A 14,591-nucleotide genomic window follows, 5' to 3' on the forward strand; every position below is an offset into this window, starting at 1 on the left:
CGCGCCTGAGGCCTGCCGCGCCTGAGGCCTGCCGCGCCTGAGGCCTGCCGCCCCTGAGGCCTGCCGCGCCGCCCGCGGCCCGCACGCCGAGGACCTCGTGCCCGCCGGACACGAGGTGCTCGACGCGTACGGCGCCTTACGGGCCTGCCGCGCCTAAGGCGCCTTCTGTGAGGCGGCGGGCGGCTTCTGCGACGCGGCCGGGGCCGACTGCGACGCGGCCGGCACCGATCGCGACGGCGCCGGGGCCGACTGCGACCCGGCCGGGCCTCCGTTGCCCGGCGGTAACGGCGCCCGGCCGTCGGCGGAGACCCAGAGGGCGACGACGCCGTCCGGCAGCGGTGCCGTGTCGTACACGATCCAGGTGGCCGGGACCTGGTCCTCCGGCGTGTCCAGCGACTGCCAGCCGACCCGGTACGTCGCCGTCTGCCCGCGCGTGCCCAGGATCCGGCGGGCGTCGGCCACTGTGCGGCCCCGCAGCTGCGCCGCGTCGGCGTTCTCCTGCGCGGAGCCGCCGTCGACCCACTCGCCGGGCTTGGCGGTGCGGCCGAACGACAGCCGTGCGTACGAGGTGAACGTGACCGGCACCCGCACGGCGATCGCGCAGGAGCCGTTGGGGCTGCAGTGCCCGGGCGACTCGACATACTCGAGCTTCGGGCCGTTGCCGGTGTCGCCGATCTCGCTGAAGACGATCCGGCCGACCTGGCCGGCGTCGACGGGGACCAGCGTCAGCTCGATGTTCAAGCCGTGCCGGGCCAACTCCTGCCGGTACCGGGCCGGGTCCGCGTCCGGGTCGACGATGCGGATGGTGATGTACTGCGAGTCGCGCGTGATGTCGAGCGCGTGCGCGGGCGCCGGGCCGCCCCCGGGCAGCAGCGCGATGACGACGAACGCCACCACCGCGGCCGCCGCCGCGGCCGGCACCGCGATCAGGAACCGGTGCCGGGTGCGGTTCGCGCGCCGGATGCCCTCCAGCAGCGCGGTGGCGGCCGGCCCGTGCGGGTCGGCGGCGGCCGGCGGGACGGCCCGCGGCGGGGCGAGCAGCCGCACCAGCCGGTCCTGGTCCTGCTCCGTGGGGTGGCTCATGCCCGTGCTCCTCGGTCGGTGGTCGGGATCGGCTCGCCCAGCGCGGCGCCGAAGCGCTGCCGGGCGCGGTGCAGGCGGATGCGGACGGCGTTCGGCGTGCAGTCCAGCGCGACGGCCAGCTCGTCGGTGGTGAGGCCCTCCCACGCCACCAGGCGCAGCAGCTCCCGGTCGGCCTCGGGCAGGGCGTCGAAGGCGCGGGTCACGTGCTCCGGCAGGTCCGGCGCGGCGGCCGGGACGGTCGCCAGCTCGCGGCGCAGCTGGTCGGCGAGGCCGGCCCGGCGCCGCTCGGCCCGCCCATGGTTGGCCAGCACGTTGCGGGCGACGCCGAACAGCCAGGCGCGGGCCCGGTCGGCCGGGATGTCGGCGAAGCGCCGCCACGCGACGAGGAAGGTCTCGGCGACCACGTCGGCCGCCGCCTCCGGCGGGTCGACCCGGCGCAGGGCGTAGCCGAGCAGGTCCTGGTAGTGGGCGCGGTACAGGCGTTCGTAGCGGTCGGCGGCGGGCGCGGCGCGGGCCAAGGTCCAGCTCCTCACGGTCGGCGAGGCCGGGACGGGGTGCCCGGTCACCATTACATGTCCGCGTACCGCCGGGACGTTTCAGCCCGCACACGGCGACGCCCCGCCGGCAACGGTGACCGGCGGGGCGTCGGGTGCGTGCTGTTCAGGTCAGGTGGCGGTGCAGGAGACCGCCGGGGCGGTGTTCGTGCCGTTCCACGAGCCGAGGAACCCGAAGTTCGTGCTCGCCCCGGCGCCGAGCGTGCCGTTGTAGCTGACGTTGCGGGCGGTGACCGCCGCGCCGGAGCTGGTGATCGTCGCGCTCCAGGCCTGGGTGACGGTCTGGCCGTTGGCGTAGGTCCAGGTCACGGTCCAGCCGGTGATGGCGGCGGTACCGGCGGTGACCTTCACGTCGGCCTGGAAGCCGCCGGGCCACTGGCCCACGATCGCGTACGTGGCGGTGCAGCCCTTCGTGCCCGACGACGGCGACGGCGAGGCCGACGAGCGGCTCGGCGACGGCGACGGGGAGGCGGAGGAGCGGCTCGGCGACGGCGACGCGGACGACGGCGACGGGTTGCCGCCGAAGATGGTCGCCTCCTTGGCGGTGGCCTTGATGCCGTTCGTACCGTTGAAGATGCGCTGGCCCCAGGTGGTCAGCTGGGCCGGGTTGAAGTTCGTCGCCATGTCGAGGATCGGGTCGGTGTTGCCGCTCCACGACCAGCCGAGGTAGCCGAGCCCGCGGGCCTGCGCCTGGGCCAGGATCGTCTCGTGGTCGACCTCGTTGCTGTTGAACTGCCAGCCGAACTCGCCGATGACGAGCGGCCAGCCCGCGGCCTGGATCCGGTCGAGGTAGTCGATGACCTTCGCCGCGGTGTTGTAGACGGCGTACATGTGGATCGACAGCACCGTGTTGTGCTGGGTGTCGGCGTTGAGCACCGTCTGGCCGTTGTCGCGCATGACGTTCTGCCAGTCCTGGCCCCAGTTCGGCGCGTCCACCATGATGAGGTGCTCGAAGCCGTTGCTGCGCAGCTTCTGGATCGCGGCGACGGTCGCGGCCGTCCACTGGCCCGGGTTGTTGTTGCCGATCGGCTCGTTGCCGATGTTGATGACGACGTAGTTCTCCTGGCCGACCAGGTTGGCCTTCTGGCTGATCCAGTAGTTGACCGCCTCGTCGAGGGTGGCGGCCGCGCCGTCCTCGCCGTAGCCGGTGGTGTCGTGGACCTCCAGTACGCAGATCATCCGGTTGGTCTTGCACAGCTGGATGACCTGCGGCACGTCGTTGGACGGCCCCCAGCGCTTGCCGCTGCCGAGCACCACGCGGACGGTGTTGGCGCCCAGCGCCTTGATGTTGGCGAACGAGCTGGTCTGGCCGGTGTACCAGACGTGCGGGTGGTTGACCCCGCGCATGATGAAGTTCTGGCCGTTGGCCTCGACGATGTTCCGGCCGCTGATGTGCAGCCCGACCGCGGCGGACGCGGGCTGCGCGTAGATGAGCACCGAGGCGGCGGCGGCGACCAGGGCGGCGCCGAGGATGGCGAGTCGTCTCTTCTTCATGACCTACCTCAGGACGGGGGAGGGGGCACGCTGTAGTCCGGGCGGACGATACGCGTCGATGTTTCGAAACGCGATCGAACCGCTTCGATCAGCTGTGCGCGATGCCTTGGCGCACGCTCCCGACCTGGGGTACCGCCCCTTCCGGCGCTCGGCGCGCCGGACGGGACGGGGATGAAAGATACAGTCAGCCGCCGCAGTCCTCGAGCTCCCGCAGCGAGTAGATGATCTGGTAAGCCGTTCCAGCCCCGGCCTGAACCGCTCAACACCACGCCGCTACGGTGCTGCGGTGGCTTCCCGGTCATCGGCTCGGTCGTCGCCCTGCCCACCGCGGCCGACCTCGGCGACGTGGTGGCCGCCGGGTCCGTCCGTGGTCGCGCTCGGCGCGAACCGGGCCGGCGGCAGCGGCCGGCTCGACCGAACGGGGGACGTGATTCCGGGAAATTCGCCCGCTCGGTGCAGCTCTTTCCACGTCAGCCGCACGTTGCCGGAATGCGCATTGCTGGACGAGACGCCCGCTTGCCATACTTCGCGCCAGCAGATGCTCGCCGATCGAGTTAGGCCGACTTCAATGGCTCGTCCTCCGCACCGTTGGCCCGCAGTGGATGACGACTGCCTGTTCTGTGCCGTGAATCATGCCTCGGACGAGGCGTTGGAGTGGTACGACCGGCCGATCTTCCGCGATCCGGAGGCGGGTGTCGCCATAGCGGCACTGGGGTCGTTCGTGCCCGGCTACGTGCTGGTCGCGCCCGCGTGGCATCTCAGCTCGGTCCAAGGGCTGCCGACAGGTGTGGTGTCGGGGTTCATCGACTTCCTGACCCGAGTGGTGGACCAGGTCGAGACCGCGTTCGGACCTTGCACGGTCTTCGAGCACGGCAGCTGCCGGTCGTCCGAGCGCAGGCGGTCGGCCTGCCTCACCCATGCGCACGCCCACGTCATTCCCGGTCGATACTCGTTGGGCTCGCTGGGGTTGCCCGTGCGCGTGTTCGACGATTTCGCGACGTTCGCGGCGCTGCCGGTTCAGGACCGATTCGACGGGTATCTGATGTACCGAGAACCTGATGGGCCGGTGTGTTACGCCGAGGATCTCGGCGTTTCGCAGTATTTCCGGCGACATATCGCCGCAACGCTCGGCGCGGCTGACGACTGGGACTACGCGGTCTTTCCACACTGGGACAACATGCGGCTTTCCATCCGCGAACTCACGTCCACACCGACCAGGATTGGGATTTGATGACGTTTCGCACGGCGACGCTCCCCTCGCAGGTCCACTTCTGGGACACGTGGCACCTCCACCGCGGTGCGACCGGCGAGGACCCGTTGCATCGGGAACTGCGCCAGCGGTTCCTGGACCTGATGCCGGCCGGCGAACGGGTGAACGTCGCGGATCTCGGATGTGGACAGGGGCACGACGCGATGGCGTTCGCCGCCGCCGGCCTCACCGTGACGGCGATCGACTTCTCGCCCGTTTCGGTGCGGCAGGTGCGGCACCTGGCCGGCCAGGCACACCGCAGTGTCGCGGCGGTGTGTCACAACCTGGCCGAACCCCTGCCCCTGTCGGCCGACTCGATGCACGGCGTCTACGCGCACCTGTCCCTGCACTACTTCGACGACGCGACCACCCGGTCGCTCTTCGCCGAGATCCGGCGGGTGCTCGTCGCGGGCGGAGTGCTGGTGTTCAGCGTCAAGTCGACCGATGACCCGTACTTCGGGACCGGTGACGAGGTCGGACCGAACATGTACTGCCGCAACGGTCACCTGCGGCACTTCTTCGGAAGCGAGTACCTCGAGTCGCTGCTCGTGGAGTGGAAGCAGGAGGATGTCCGGCCCTGCGCCGGCCGCTACGCGAGCCAGGAGCCGAGCGCGTTCTTCCATGTGGTGGCGCGAAAGCCCGAGTAGCGGAAAGCGGCGCGCGTGGACTCAATCGATACCGCCGAGATCGAGGCCTGCGTCGACCGCTCCGTCCGGCTGCTGCGGCGGACGTTCCGCAAGCACGGGCCGGGCGGCGGCTGGTATCACGACCTGGAGAACGGTCCGCCGGGTCCGTCGGCGACCGCCGCCGGCCTGGCCTCGACGCTGATCGTCGCCCGATCCGACGAGCACGTCGCCGACGCGTTCGCGTTCCTCAAGTCGCGCCAGTGCCGGTCCGGCGACCGCCTGATCGACGGCGGGTGGGCGGTCAACACCAGCAACGGCGTTCCGGTGTCCGAGTGCACGGCCCTGGTCATCTGGTTGATCGCCCGCTGCGGAACGCACCGCACGCCGTCCGCGCCGGACCTCCGGCGGGCCGTGCGGTGGCTGGCGCGCAACCAGAACACGGACGGCGGCTGGGGCTCGTTCGGCGGTCAGCCGTCGCGCACGTGGCTGACGGCGCTGTCGGTCCGGGCGCTGAGCGCGGCACGCGCCGCGGATCCCAGCCTCCGGCGCGGCGTCCAGTGGCTGCGGGAGCACTGCGGCGAGGCCGGTGGGTGGGCCGAGATGCCCGGCGCTCCGCCGACCGTCACCCACACCGCGCTGGTCCTGACTGCGCTGCACGAGGCAGGAACACCCGCGCAGGACCCGAGACTGCGCGACGGCTACGCCTGGCTCCTGCAGCACCTCGATCCGGCGCGGCTGCACGACGACGAGGCCCGGTACGAGGTCTACAACGTGACCCGCACGTCGGCTGACGGCAGCGCGTCGACGTGGGTGAGCGCGGTGTGGCACCCGGGGCTGCCCTATGCGGTGTCGGCCCTCACCCGGCACGCCGGCGAGCTGGCGGCGCCGGTGCTGTTCACCGCGGTCAACACGCTGTTGCGCGGCCAGCGTGCGGACGGCCGCTGGCCGGGCGTCGACGGTGCCGCCCGCCTGTCGATGTGGGACGTCTGGCCGTACCTCGACGCGCTGCACGACGTCGAGACGATGCGCCTGGCGCACCGGGGCGACCGGCTGGTGCTGCTGCGGCCCGGGGCCGTGCTGGTCCAGCGGCCGTCGGTGCGGTCGGTGCCACCTGCGCGCATGTTGACCAGGCCTCGCCGCACCCGGTGGGGGTCGCTGCTGCGCCGTCACTGGGCGATCGGGATCCTCGTCGTCTCGGTGGTGGTCGGCGCGGTAGCGGGCCTGCTGGGCGTGATCGCGCCACGCGAGCTCGTGCTCGGGCTCCTGGTCCCGGTCATCCTGGTGTTCGTCCAGCGGGCCATGCGGCCGTCCCGCTGAGCACGTCACGGAGGATCGCGACCGCCTCGTCCAGCGACGGGCAGACATGGCTGGCGTGGTACCGCAGCCACGGGCGCTCCTCGTACCCCGTCGAACCGACGTACACGACCGCCGGGATGCGCCACAGGTGTGCATAGACGAGCTCGGCGACGCAGCCGATGTAGTTGCGGGCCGGGATCGTCATGTCGACCAGCATCGCGTCGCTGCGGCGGAGCAGGGCGAGGTCCAGTTCGACGACGGCGGTGGCGTGCGCGCCGCCGGTGAGCCCCCGCAGTCCGGCGCCGGCCTCGTGTTCGACGGGATCGACGAGTCGTAGGCCGAATCCCGCAAGCGCCTCGCGGGCCCGGGCCGACGACACCGCGACCTCGGTGGGGTCGACGAGGTCCACTGCTCGGGCGAAGTAGACGGACGGCAGTGGGCGGACGGCTTCCATGCCCGGCAACAGTACCGAGCACGGCCTCCGGTCAGCGGCCGATCATCCCCGCTGACAGGTCGATGTCGGCGCCGCTGAGGCCCGGCATGTTCAGGATCGCGGCCGTGGCCAGGGCGACCTCCTCCTCGGTGACCATGCGCTGCAGGGCCGCCCGTGAGACGAACGCCGCCTCGGCCTCCGCCGGGGTCGTGCCCGTGCGCTGCGCCTCCAGAGCGAAGTTGCGGGTCATCCGCGGGCCCTCGACCGGGCCGGGGGACAGGGTGTTCACCGCGACGCCGAGCGGGCCCACCTCGTGGGCGAGGGTCGTCGTCAGGCCGATCACCGCCATCTTCGAGGCCGTGTACGGCGTGCGCCGTGCGAGCGGGCGTTTGCCGCTCACCGAGGCGACGTTGACGATGTCGCCCCGGCCCGCCGCGATCATCCTCGGCAGGAAGGCGCGGCACATGAGGTACACGCCGCGGACATTGACGGCGAAGACCTCGTCCCAGTCGCCCGGCTCGACCTCCCACAGCGAGGCTACCGGGCCGGCGATGCCGGCGTTGTTGACGAGGATGGATACGTCCTCATCGGCCAGCCTCGACGCCAGGGCATCGACGGACGACGGGGAGGACGTGTCGACCGGGGCCACCACGGACGGCGCCGGCAGCGATGCCGCCACCGCGTCGAGCTTGGCGCGGTCGCGGCCGGACAGGATCACCCGCGCGCCGCGGGCGGCCAGCAGCAGCGCGACGGCGCGGCCCAGGCCGTTGCCGGCGCCCGTCACGAGGGCGGTACGGCCCGCGATCCGGTCGGTCACCTCGGGTACCACGGCAGCGGCGCGCCCGCGTACTTGTGCGCGCGCACGTCGCCGGAGCGGGCGTGGCCCTCGAACAGCTCGACGCGCGAGGCGCGGCCGCACAGCTCGCCCAGCCGGGCGCTCGCCGCCGGGTCGGTGACCTCCTGGTACGTCACGGTCTTGAGGTACTTGCCGACCCACAGGCCGCCGGTGTAGTTGGCCGCACCACGGGTGGGCAGGGTGTGGTTGGTGCCGATGACCTTGTCGCCGTACGAGACGCAGGTGCCCTCGCCGAGGAACAGGGCGCCGTAGTTGCGCATCACCTCGAGCGCCTCGCGCGGCTCCTCGGTGAGCACCTGGACGTGCTCGAAGGCGTAGCGGTCGGCGAGCGCCCAGGCGGCGGCGCGGTCGGGCACGACGACGACCTCGCCGTGGTCGCGCCAGGCCGGGCCGGCGAAGTCGACGGTGGGCATGCCGGGCAGCAACTCGTCGACCAGCTCGAGCACCCGGCGGCCGAGCGCCTCGGACGTGGTGATGAGCACCGCGGGCGAGTCGGGGCCGTGCTCGGCCTGGCTCAGCAGGTCGACGGCGACCACGAACGGGTCGGCGTGCTCGTCGGCGATGACCAGGATCTCCGTCGGGCCGGCGAACAGGTCGATGCCGACCTCGCCGAAGAGCTGGCGCTTGGCCTCGGCGACGTAGGCGTTGCCGGGGCCGGCCAGCAGGTCGACCCTGCCGATCGTCTCGGTACCCAGGGCGAGCGCGGCGACGGCCTGGGTGCCGCCGAGCAGCAGGATCTCGTCGGCGCCGGCCAGGTGCAGGGCGGCGACGGTCGCGGCCGGGATCTCGCCGCGGATCGGCGGGGTGCAGGCGGTGACCCGCTCGACGCCGGCCACCTTGGCGGTCACGACGGTCATGTGGGCCGAGGCGACCAGCGGGTAGCGCCCGCCGGGCACGTAGGCGCCGGCCGCGGCGACCGGGATGTTCCGCTGCCCGAGGAACACGCCCGGCTCGGTCTCGACCTCGAAGTCGGCGAGCGACTCGCGCTGCCGCTCGGCGAACGAGCGGACCCGCGCCTGCACGGTGCGGATGTCCTCGACCGCCTGGGCCGGTACGGTCGCCACGATCTTGTCGATCTCGTCGGGGGTCAGCCGGAACGAGTCCGGCGACCAGCCGTCGAAGCGCTCGGAGTAGCGGCGCACGGCGGCGTCGCCCTCGGCGCGCACGGCGGCGATGACCTCGGCCACGGTCTCCTGGACCTGCCGGCGAGCCGCGGGGTCGCCGGCCCGCGGCGACGTCTCCTTCAAACGGAAGACCATCAGCTCACCGTGAGTTGCATACGTATACTTGTCAACCGTGGCGCGGCGGGTCACCAGCTTCGACGTGGCGGCGCTCGCGGGCGTCTCCCAGCCGACCGTCTCGCGAGCGCTGCGCAACCTGCCCGGCACCGCACCGGAGACGCGCGGGAAGGTGCTGCGGGCCGCGGCCGAGCTGTCGTACGTGACGAGCGACCGCGGGCGGGCGCTGTCGACGAGCAGCACCCGGCGGATCGCGGTGGTGGCCGCCGAGCTGACGAACCCGTACTACCCGGAGCTGGTCGAGCCGCTGCGCCGCGAGCTGGCGCGGCACGGCTACCGCACGGTGCTCGTCGCCGACGGCGACGACCTCGTCGACGGCTCCTACGACGGGGTCGTGCTCACGACCACCACCCGGCACTCGGCGCTGCCGCGCGACCTCACCGAGCGGGGCGTCCCGCACGTGCTGGCCAACCGGCTGCTCGACCAGCCCGAGTCGCCCGGCTGCGCGATCGACAACCACGCCGGCATGCGGGTCGTCGCCGACCTCCTCGCCGGGCTCGGCCACACCCGGATCGGCGCCGTCCACGGCCCGGTGGACACCTCGACCGGCCGGGAGCGCGCCGACGGGCTGCGCGCGGGCCTACGCCGGCACGGCCTGCATCTGCGCCGCGCGTACGTGCGCCGGGTGCCGTTCAGTCACGACGCCGGGTGCGCCGCGACAAGCGAGCTTCTCGGGCTCGACGACCCGCCCTCCGCCATCGTCTGAGGCAACGACGTCATCGCCCTCGGCGCGCTGTCCGCCGCCCGTGAGCGCCGTATCCGCGTGCCCGAGGACCTCACGGTGATCGGTTTCGACGACATCCCCGCCGCCGGCTGGCCCCTCATCGGCCTGACGACGATGCGCTGCGACCTCGCGGAGCTGGCCCGCACCGCCGTCGAGCTGCTGCTGGCCCAGCTCGACGGCGCCACGGGGGAGTTCCCGCAGCGCCGGCTTCCTCCGGTACTGGTGGAGCGGCAGACCCACGCCCGAAGGGCCCGGACGTCGTCGAGACGTGCTACTCAGGCGGCGGCTGAGTAGTGCGACGGATGCCCCGCGCCGGGCGCGCCGGTAGCGTCGGCGGCATGGGGGAACCGACACTGCGCCGGAGCGTCTCGTCGGCGCTCGGGGTGGCCGGGCTGACGGCGCTGTGGATCGCCGGGGTGGTCGCGCTGGTGCTGGCCGCGTTCGCGCGCATGCTGGACTCGGCGGACGCGCTCGCACCCGGGGAGCTGCCGGCGCCCGCGCCCGCCCTCAGCCTCGGCGTGCTGGAGCTGGTGCTGGCCGGGGTCCTGGTCGGCGGGCCGCTGCTCATCGCCGCGGTGGCCCGCTGGTGGCAGTTGCCGGGTGTGACGCGGGCGTACCTGGTCGTCGCCGGCGTCGCCGCCCTGCCGGCCCTGCTGGCCGGGGTGATCGGCTGGCGGGAGCTGCACCCGGAGCCGCCGCCCGGGCCGCCGTCGCCCCCGTCGCGCTGCGCGGTCCACAGCGGCGGCACGAACACCTGCCCCGGCGGCTGACCGCCGCCCGCCCGGGTCGGCCCCCAGGATCAGCGCAGGTGGCGGAGGGCCGACGGGCCGGCGGTGAAGGTGTACTCGCCCGGCGGGGTCACCAGGGCCTCGCCCGACCAATAGGCGAGCGCCTCTTCCGGTACATCGAGGATCACCGTTGCCGACTCGCCCGGGTCCAGGGAGATGCGCTCGAAGCCGGCCAGGCGGCGGGCCGGGGACGGGACCGGCCATGCGTGCGGGGTCACGTAGAGCTGGACGACCTCGTCGCCGGCCCGGTCGCCGGTGTTCGTCACGGTGACGCGGGCGACCAGACCGTCGACGGAGAGCGGGCCGTAGGCGAACGTCGTGTACGACAGGCCGTGGCCGAAGGGGTACAGCGGCTCGCCCCGGAAGTACTGGTAGGTCCAGCCGGAGCCGATGACGTCGTAGTCGGTCGGCGCGGGCAGCGCGGTGTCCCCGCGGTACCACGTCTGCGGCAGGCGGCCGGCCGGGCTGAAGTCGCCGAGGAGGGCGCGGGCCACCGCCGATCCCAGCTCCTGGCCCGCGTGGGAGGTCCACAGGACGGCCGGGACGTGGTCCTGGGCCCAGTCGATCGCGTACGGGTAACTCGACACCAGGACCAGCACCACCGCCGGGTTGGCCGCGCAGACCGCCCGCAGCAGCGCCTCCTGCGACGGCGGGAGGGCCAGGCCGTCCCGGTCGACGGTCTCGCGGCCGTTGATGTGCGGGTCGTTGCCGAGGACCACGACCACCCGGTCGGCGTCCCGGGCGGCCGCCACCGCCGCCTCGACGCCGGAGGCAACCGGCTCGACACCGAAACGGGCCGCGTCCGAAAGGTGCTCTGAGGAAGCGGTCAGCGCGGCCGTCACGAAGCGGCCCGAGGCGTTCGAGCGCAGGGCGAAGCCCCCGTCGACCGGGTGCAGCTCCCACAGCTCCCGCACCTCCCAACCGTCCGGCGTCGGCGCGTCGAGGGACAGCACGCCCGCCTCGTCGGCGGTGAGGTATCCGGTCGGCGCCAGGAACGTGTGCACCGGCACCGGGCACTGCACGCTGGTGCCCCAGTCCTGGTGGGCGAGCACGACGTCCCCCAGGAAGCCGGGCAGCGTGAGCCGGACCCGGTCCAGGCCGTCGACCGCGGTCACCCGGTCGGCACCGAGCCGGGCCCGCAGGCCGTCGGCGACGGTGACCGCGTAGGGGAGGCTGCCGCTGTACCAGTCGCGCAGCACCCGGTCGCCGAGGTGCCCGACGACGGCGACCCGGCCGGGCGCCGACAGCGGCAGCGCGTTCGCGGCGTTCTTCAGCAGCACGATCCCCTCCCGGGCGGCCCGGGCGGCCAGCCGCCCGTGCTCGGCACACGCGATGACCTCACGGCGCGTCCCGGCATAGGGGTCTGTCGATGATGAGAACTCGCCGGTGCGGGCGCGCATCGCGAGGAGACGGCCGACCGCCGCGTCGACGTCCGCGAGCGTGATCAGGCCGCGGTCGAGGGCCTCGGTGAAGGCGGCGACGGTCGGGCCGCCGTCGGGGCCGTTGTCGGTGAAGCTGTCGACGCCGGCGAGCAGGGCCGCGGCGTGCCCCTCGGCGGCGGTGGCGAACTGGGCCCGCAGGTTGCTCGGCGCATAGGCGTCCGAGCAGATCACGAGGTCCGGCGCCGCCGAGCGCAGCTGCGCCAGCAGCGGGTGCACGTGGTTCGGCACGCCGTTGACCAGGTTGTACCCCGGCATCACGCCCGCGACCACGCCCGCCCGCAGCGGGCCGAGGAACGCCGGCAGCTCGTACTCGTGCAGCACCCGCTCCGGCACGGCGATGTCGGCCTCGTCGCGCAGCGTCTCGACGTTGTACGCCAGGAAGTGCTTGAGCACCGGCGTGGTCCGCCAGACCGACGGGTGGTCGCCGCGCAGGCCGGTGCAGTACGCGACGGCCAGCTGCGCGGTGGCGAACGGGTCCTCGCTGTAGCCCTCCTCGTTGCGGCCCCAGCGCGGGTCGCGCAGCGGGTTGACGACCGGCGCCCAGACGTTCAGCGACGCATCGGCGTCGGTGTCGTGGTGGAAGGCCCGCACCTCGGTGCCGACCGCCGCGCCGACCGCGCGCAGCAGGTCCCGGTCCCAGCTGGCGCCGAGCCCGACGGCCTGCGGGAACACGGTGGCCGGGCCGAGCCAGGCGACGCCGTGCAGCGCCTCGCAGCCGGTGTGGAAGGCGGCCAGCCCGAGCCGGGGCACGGCCGGCTGGGCCTGGTGCAGCAGCGCCACCTTCTCGGCCGGGGTGAGGTCGAACACCGCCACGTCCTTTCGAAGCGCTTCGACGATGTCGTGATGATCGGGGTCCGCCCGCCCGCTGTCAAACCCGGCGAAAGTTTCATCCCGGATCCCGGGGTCATCCGCGTGCATCGACGCTCGTCCTTGTCGAGGTATCGAAACATGTCCTACTGTCCCTGCCTCGAAGCGCTTCGACACCCCACCTCCGCATCGCACACACCCGAAGGGTGGTACCACCATGGGAAGCCACCGGCTCAGCCGCCGGGGCCTGCTCGCCTCGTTCGGCGTCATCGCCGCCGCGCCGTTGCTCGACGCGTGCGGCAGCCCCAAGGAGAACAACCCCGGCACGACCAGCCAGACCGACCTGTCGAAGGTGCTGCCCGCGTTCGTGCCCGCGACCGCGGTCAAGCCCGACATCGCGTCGGTGACCGGCGCGGCCGGCGGCGTGACCGACCCGACCTTCCTGTCCTACCCGGCCAACCCGCCGAAGACGGTCACCGGCCCGGTCGGTTCCGGCGGCACCTACGTGACGATGACCCCGCTGTGGGGCGCGATCCCGCCGTCGAGCGGCAACGCCTACTACGACGCCGTCAACAAGGAGCTGGGCGCGACCGTCAAGATCCAGCCCGCCGACGGCAACACCTACGGCGACCTGCTCGCGCCGCTGTTCGCCTCGGACAAGCTGCCCGACTGGATCGACATCCCGAGCTGGAACATCGGCAAGCTCAGCTTCGGCGAGGCGGTCCGCACCAAGTTCGCCGACCTCACGCCCTACCTGTCCGGCGACAACATCAAGCAGTACCCCAACCTCGCCGCGATCCCGACCAACGCCTGGGTCTCCGGGGTGTGGAACGGCAAGCTCTACGGCCTGCCGATCTACTCGTCGGGCGCGGTCATCGCCGGCGCCTACTTCTACCGCAAGGACCTCTTCGACACGGCCGGGGTCTCGGCCGACATCAAGAGCGTCGCCGACCTGGAGGCCGTCGGCAAGGCGCTCACCAACGCCGCGGCCGGCCAGTGGGCGTTCGACGACCTGTTCGGCGACGACGGGGCCTACATCAACCAGCTCTACGGGTTCCCGTCCGGCAGCTACCCGTGGACGGAGCGCGACGGCAAGCTGGTGCACCGGTACGAGACCGACGGCATCGTCGAGGCGCTCAACTGGCACGCCAAGATGGTGAAGGCCGGCTACCTGCACCCCGACGCCGTCGCCAACAACAGCCAGAACGCCAAGCAGCGGTTCTGGAGCGGCAAGGTCGCGGTCTGCGCCGACGGCACCGGCGCCTGGAACGGCGACGACACCAAGTCCGGCGCCGCGGCCAACCCGAGTTACAACCGGCAGGCGTTCAAGATGTTCAGCGCGACCGGCGGGCAGCCGGCGGTGGAGATCGGCAACGGCGCTGGCCTGTACAGCTACCTCAACAAGAAGCTCAGCGACAAGCAGATCAGGGAGCTCCTGTCGATCGCCAACTACCTGGCCGCGCCCTACGGCTCGGCGGAGTGGCTGACGGTCAACTTCGGCGTCTCCGGCAAGCACTACACCATGACCGACGGCAACCCGCTGCTGACCGAGCTGGGCAGCAAGGAGATCGCCACGTCGTACCAGTTCCTCGCGAGCCCGCTCTCGCCGACCACGGTGAAGTCCGGCAACGCCCAGGTCACCAAGGACTACGCGGCCTGGCAGGCCGACATGGTGAAGTACCTCAGGAAGCCGATGTTCTACGGCATGAACGTCTCCGAGCCGGCCCAGTTCGGCTCGCTCGTCCAGCCGATGAAGGACACGATCACCGACGTCAAGCTGGGTCGCAAGCCGATCTCGGCGTGGACCGAGGCGGTGGCCGGCTGGCGCCGGCAGGGCGGCGACGACCTGCGCAAGTTCTACGAGGACATCCGGACGAAGTTCGGCACCGGCCAGTGAGGACGCGGTGACCGCGACGACATCAGCAAGCCCGGCTGCGGACC

Annotated in this window: 14 protein-coding genes; 7 read left to right on the forward strand and 7 right to left on the reverse strand. The window is 72.5% G+C overall.

The genetic code is table 11. From position 1 onward, the window contains the following. Window positions 1–153: 153 nt before the first annotated feature. The 3 genes from ABZS66_RS44300 to ABZS66_RS44310 form a co-directional block, all read right to left on the reverse strand. Window positions 154–1,083 (reverse strand): hypothetical protein, encoded by a 930-nt coding sequence (locus ABZS66_RS44300; protein WP_354768776.1) that lies wholly within the window; start codon window positions 1,081–1,083, stop codon window positions 154–156. Further along, entirely contained in the window at window positions 1,080–1,601 is a 522-nt protein-coding gene (locus tag ABZS66_RS44305; protein WP_354768778.1) for a sigma-70 family RNA polymerase sigma factor, read from the reverse strand. The genes ABZS66_RS44300 and ABZS66_RS44305 overlap by 4 nt, the downstream gene beginning before the upstream one ends. A gap of 147 nt (window positions 1,602–1,748) precedes the next feature. Then, window positions 1,749–3,131, reverse strand: coding sequence for a cellulase family glycosylhydrolase (locus ABZS66_RS44310; RefSeq protein WP_354768780.1), 1,383 nt, complete (start codon window positions 3,129–3,131; stop codon window positions 1,749–1,751). Window positions 3,132–3,498: 367 nt separating this feature from the next. On the opposite strand from ABZS66_RS44310, the gene ABZS66_RS44315 reads away from it, so the two are divergent. From ABZS66_RS44315 to ABZS66_RS44325, 3 genes are read left to right on the forward strand one after another with little or no spacing between them, the layout of a single operon-like run. After that, window positions 3,499–4,362, forward strand: coding sequence for a hypothetical protein (locus ABZS66_RS44315; protein ID WP_354768782.1), 864 nt, complete (start codon window positions 3,499–3,501; stop codon window positions 4,360–4,362). Then, window positions 4,362–5,027, forward strand: coding sequence for a class I SAM-dependent methyltransferase (locus ABZS66_RS44320; protein WP_354768784.1), 666 nt, complete (start codon window positions 4,362–4,364; stop codon window positions 5,025–5,027). The genes ABZS66_RS44315 and ABZS66_RS44320 overlap by 1 nt, the downstream gene beginning before the upstream one ends. Window positions 5,028–5,042: 15 nt before the next feature. Continuing rightward, window positions 5,043–6,323, forward strand: a complete 1,281-nt coding sequence (locus tag ABZS66_RS44325) for a prenyltransferase/squalene oxidase repeat-containing protein (RefSeq protein WP_354768786.1) — start codon at window positions 5,043–5,045, stop codon at window positions 6,321–6,323. Here ABZS66_RS44325 and ABZS66_RS44330 read toward each other — a convergent pair. From ABZS66_RS44330 to hisD, 3 genes are read right to left on the reverse strand one after another with little or no spacing between them, the layout of a single operon-like run. After that, entirely contained in the window at window positions 6,280–6,756 is a 477-nt protein-coding gene (locus tag ABZS66_RS44330; RefSeq protein WP_354768788.1) for a hypothetical protein, read from the reverse strand. The genes ABZS66_RS44325 and ABZS66_RS44330 overlap by 44 nt on opposite strands. A 31-nt stretch (window positions 6,757–6,787) precedes the next feature. After that, entirely contained in the window at window positions 6,788–7,552 is a 765-nt protein-coding gene (locus ABZS66_RS44335) for an SDR family NAD(P)-dependent oxidoreductase (protein ID WP_354768789.1), read from the reverse strand. Continuing rightward, window positions 7,549–8,850, reverse strand: a complete 1,302-nt coding sequence (hisD, locus tag ABZS66_RS44340; RefSeq protein ID WP_354768791.1) for a histidinol dehydrogenase — start codon at window positions 8,848–8,850, stop codon at window positions 7,549–7,551. Before hisD ends, ABZS66_RS44335 begins: the two co-directional genes overlap by 4 nt. Window positions 8,851–8,887: 37 nt before the next feature. On the opposite strand from hisD, the gene ABZS66_RS44345 reads away from it, so the two are divergent. Genes ABZS66_RS44345 through ABZS66_RS44355 form a run of 3 tightly spaced genes read left to right on the forward strand, consistent with a single transcriptional unit; the run spans window position 8,888 to window position 10,383 of the window. Continuing rightward, a complete protein-coding gene (locus tag ABZS66_RS44345; RefSeq protein ID WP_354768792.1) occupies window positions 8,888–9,595 on the forward strand; it encodes a LacI family DNA-binding transcriptional regulator in 708 nt (235 codons plus the stop codon). A 12-nt stretch (window positions 9,596–9,607) separates the two neighbouring features. Next, window positions 9,608–9,907 (forward strand): substrate-binding domain-containing protein, encoded by a 300-nt coding sequence (locus tag ABZS66_RS44350; protein WP_354768826.1) that lies wholly within the window; start codon window positions 9,608–9,610, stop codon window positions 9,905–9,907. A 44-nt stretch (window positions 9,908–9,951) separates the two neighbouring features. Next, window positions 9,952–10,383 (forward strand): hypothetical protein, encoded by a 432-nt coding sequence (locus tag ABZS66_RS44355; protein ID WP_354768794.1) that lies wholly within the window; start codon window positions 9,952–9,954, stop codon window positions 10,381–10,383. 29 nt (window positions 10,384–10,412) lie between these two features. Here ABZS66_RS44355 and ABZS66_RS44360 read toward each other — a convergent pair whose 3' ends face one another. Next, window positions 10,413–12,650 carry a glycoside hydrolase family 3 C-terminal domain-containing protein gene (locus tag ABZS66_RS44360; protein WP_354768796.1) on the reverse strand — a complete coding sequence of 746 codons (2,238 nt, stop codon included), beginning with the start codon at window positions 12,648–12,650 and terminating at the stop codon, window positions 10,413–10,415. Window positions 12,651–12,867: 217 nt separating this feature from the next. Here ABZS66_RS44360 and ABZS66_RS44365 point away from each other — a divergent pair, with 217 nt between their 5' ends. Continuing rightward, a complete protein-coding gene (locus ABZS66_RS44365) occupies window positions 12,868–14,547 on the forward strand; it encodes a hypothetical protein (protein ID WP_354768798.1) in 1,680 nt (559 codons plus the stop codon). Window positions 14,548–14,591 lie beyond the last annotated feature (44 nt).

The organism is Dactylosporangium sp. NPDC005572 (assembly GCF_040605515.1).
GTDB lineage: Bacteria > Actinomycetota > Actinomycetes > Mycobacteriales > Micromonosporaceae > Dactylosporangium.

Bases quoted from the DNA above. Each gene is read 5' to 3' on its own strand.
- ABZS66_RS44365 (WP_354768798.1), top strand. From the start codon at position 12,868: ATGGGAAGCCACCGGCTCAGCCGCCGGGGCCTGCTCGCCTCGTTCGGC.
- ABZS66_RS44330 (WP_354768788.1), bottom strand. From the start codon at position 6,756: ATGGAAGCCGTCCGCCCACTGCCGTCCGTCTACTTCGCCCGAGCAGTG.
- ABZS66_RS44310 (WP_354768780.1), bottom strand. From the start codon at position 3,131: ATGAAGAAGAGACGACTCGCCATCCTCGGCGCCGCCCTGGTCGCCGCC.
- ABZS66_RS44300 (WP_354768776.1), bottom strand. From the start codon at position 1,083: ATGAGCCACCCCACGGAGCAGGACCAGGACCGGCTGGTGCGGCTGCTC.
- ABZS66_RS44320 (WP_354768784.1), top strand. From the start codon at position 4,362: ATGACGTTTCGCACGGCGACGCTCCCCTCGCAGGTCCACTTCTGGGAC.
- ABZS66_RS44355 (WP_354768794.1), top strand. From the start codon at position 9,952: ATGGGGGAACCGACACTGCGCCGGAGCGTCTCGTCGGCGCTCGGGGTG.
- hisD (WP_354768791.1), bottom strand. From the start codon at position 8,850: ATGGTCTTCCGTTTGAAGGAGACGTCGCCGCGGGCCGGCGACCCCGCG.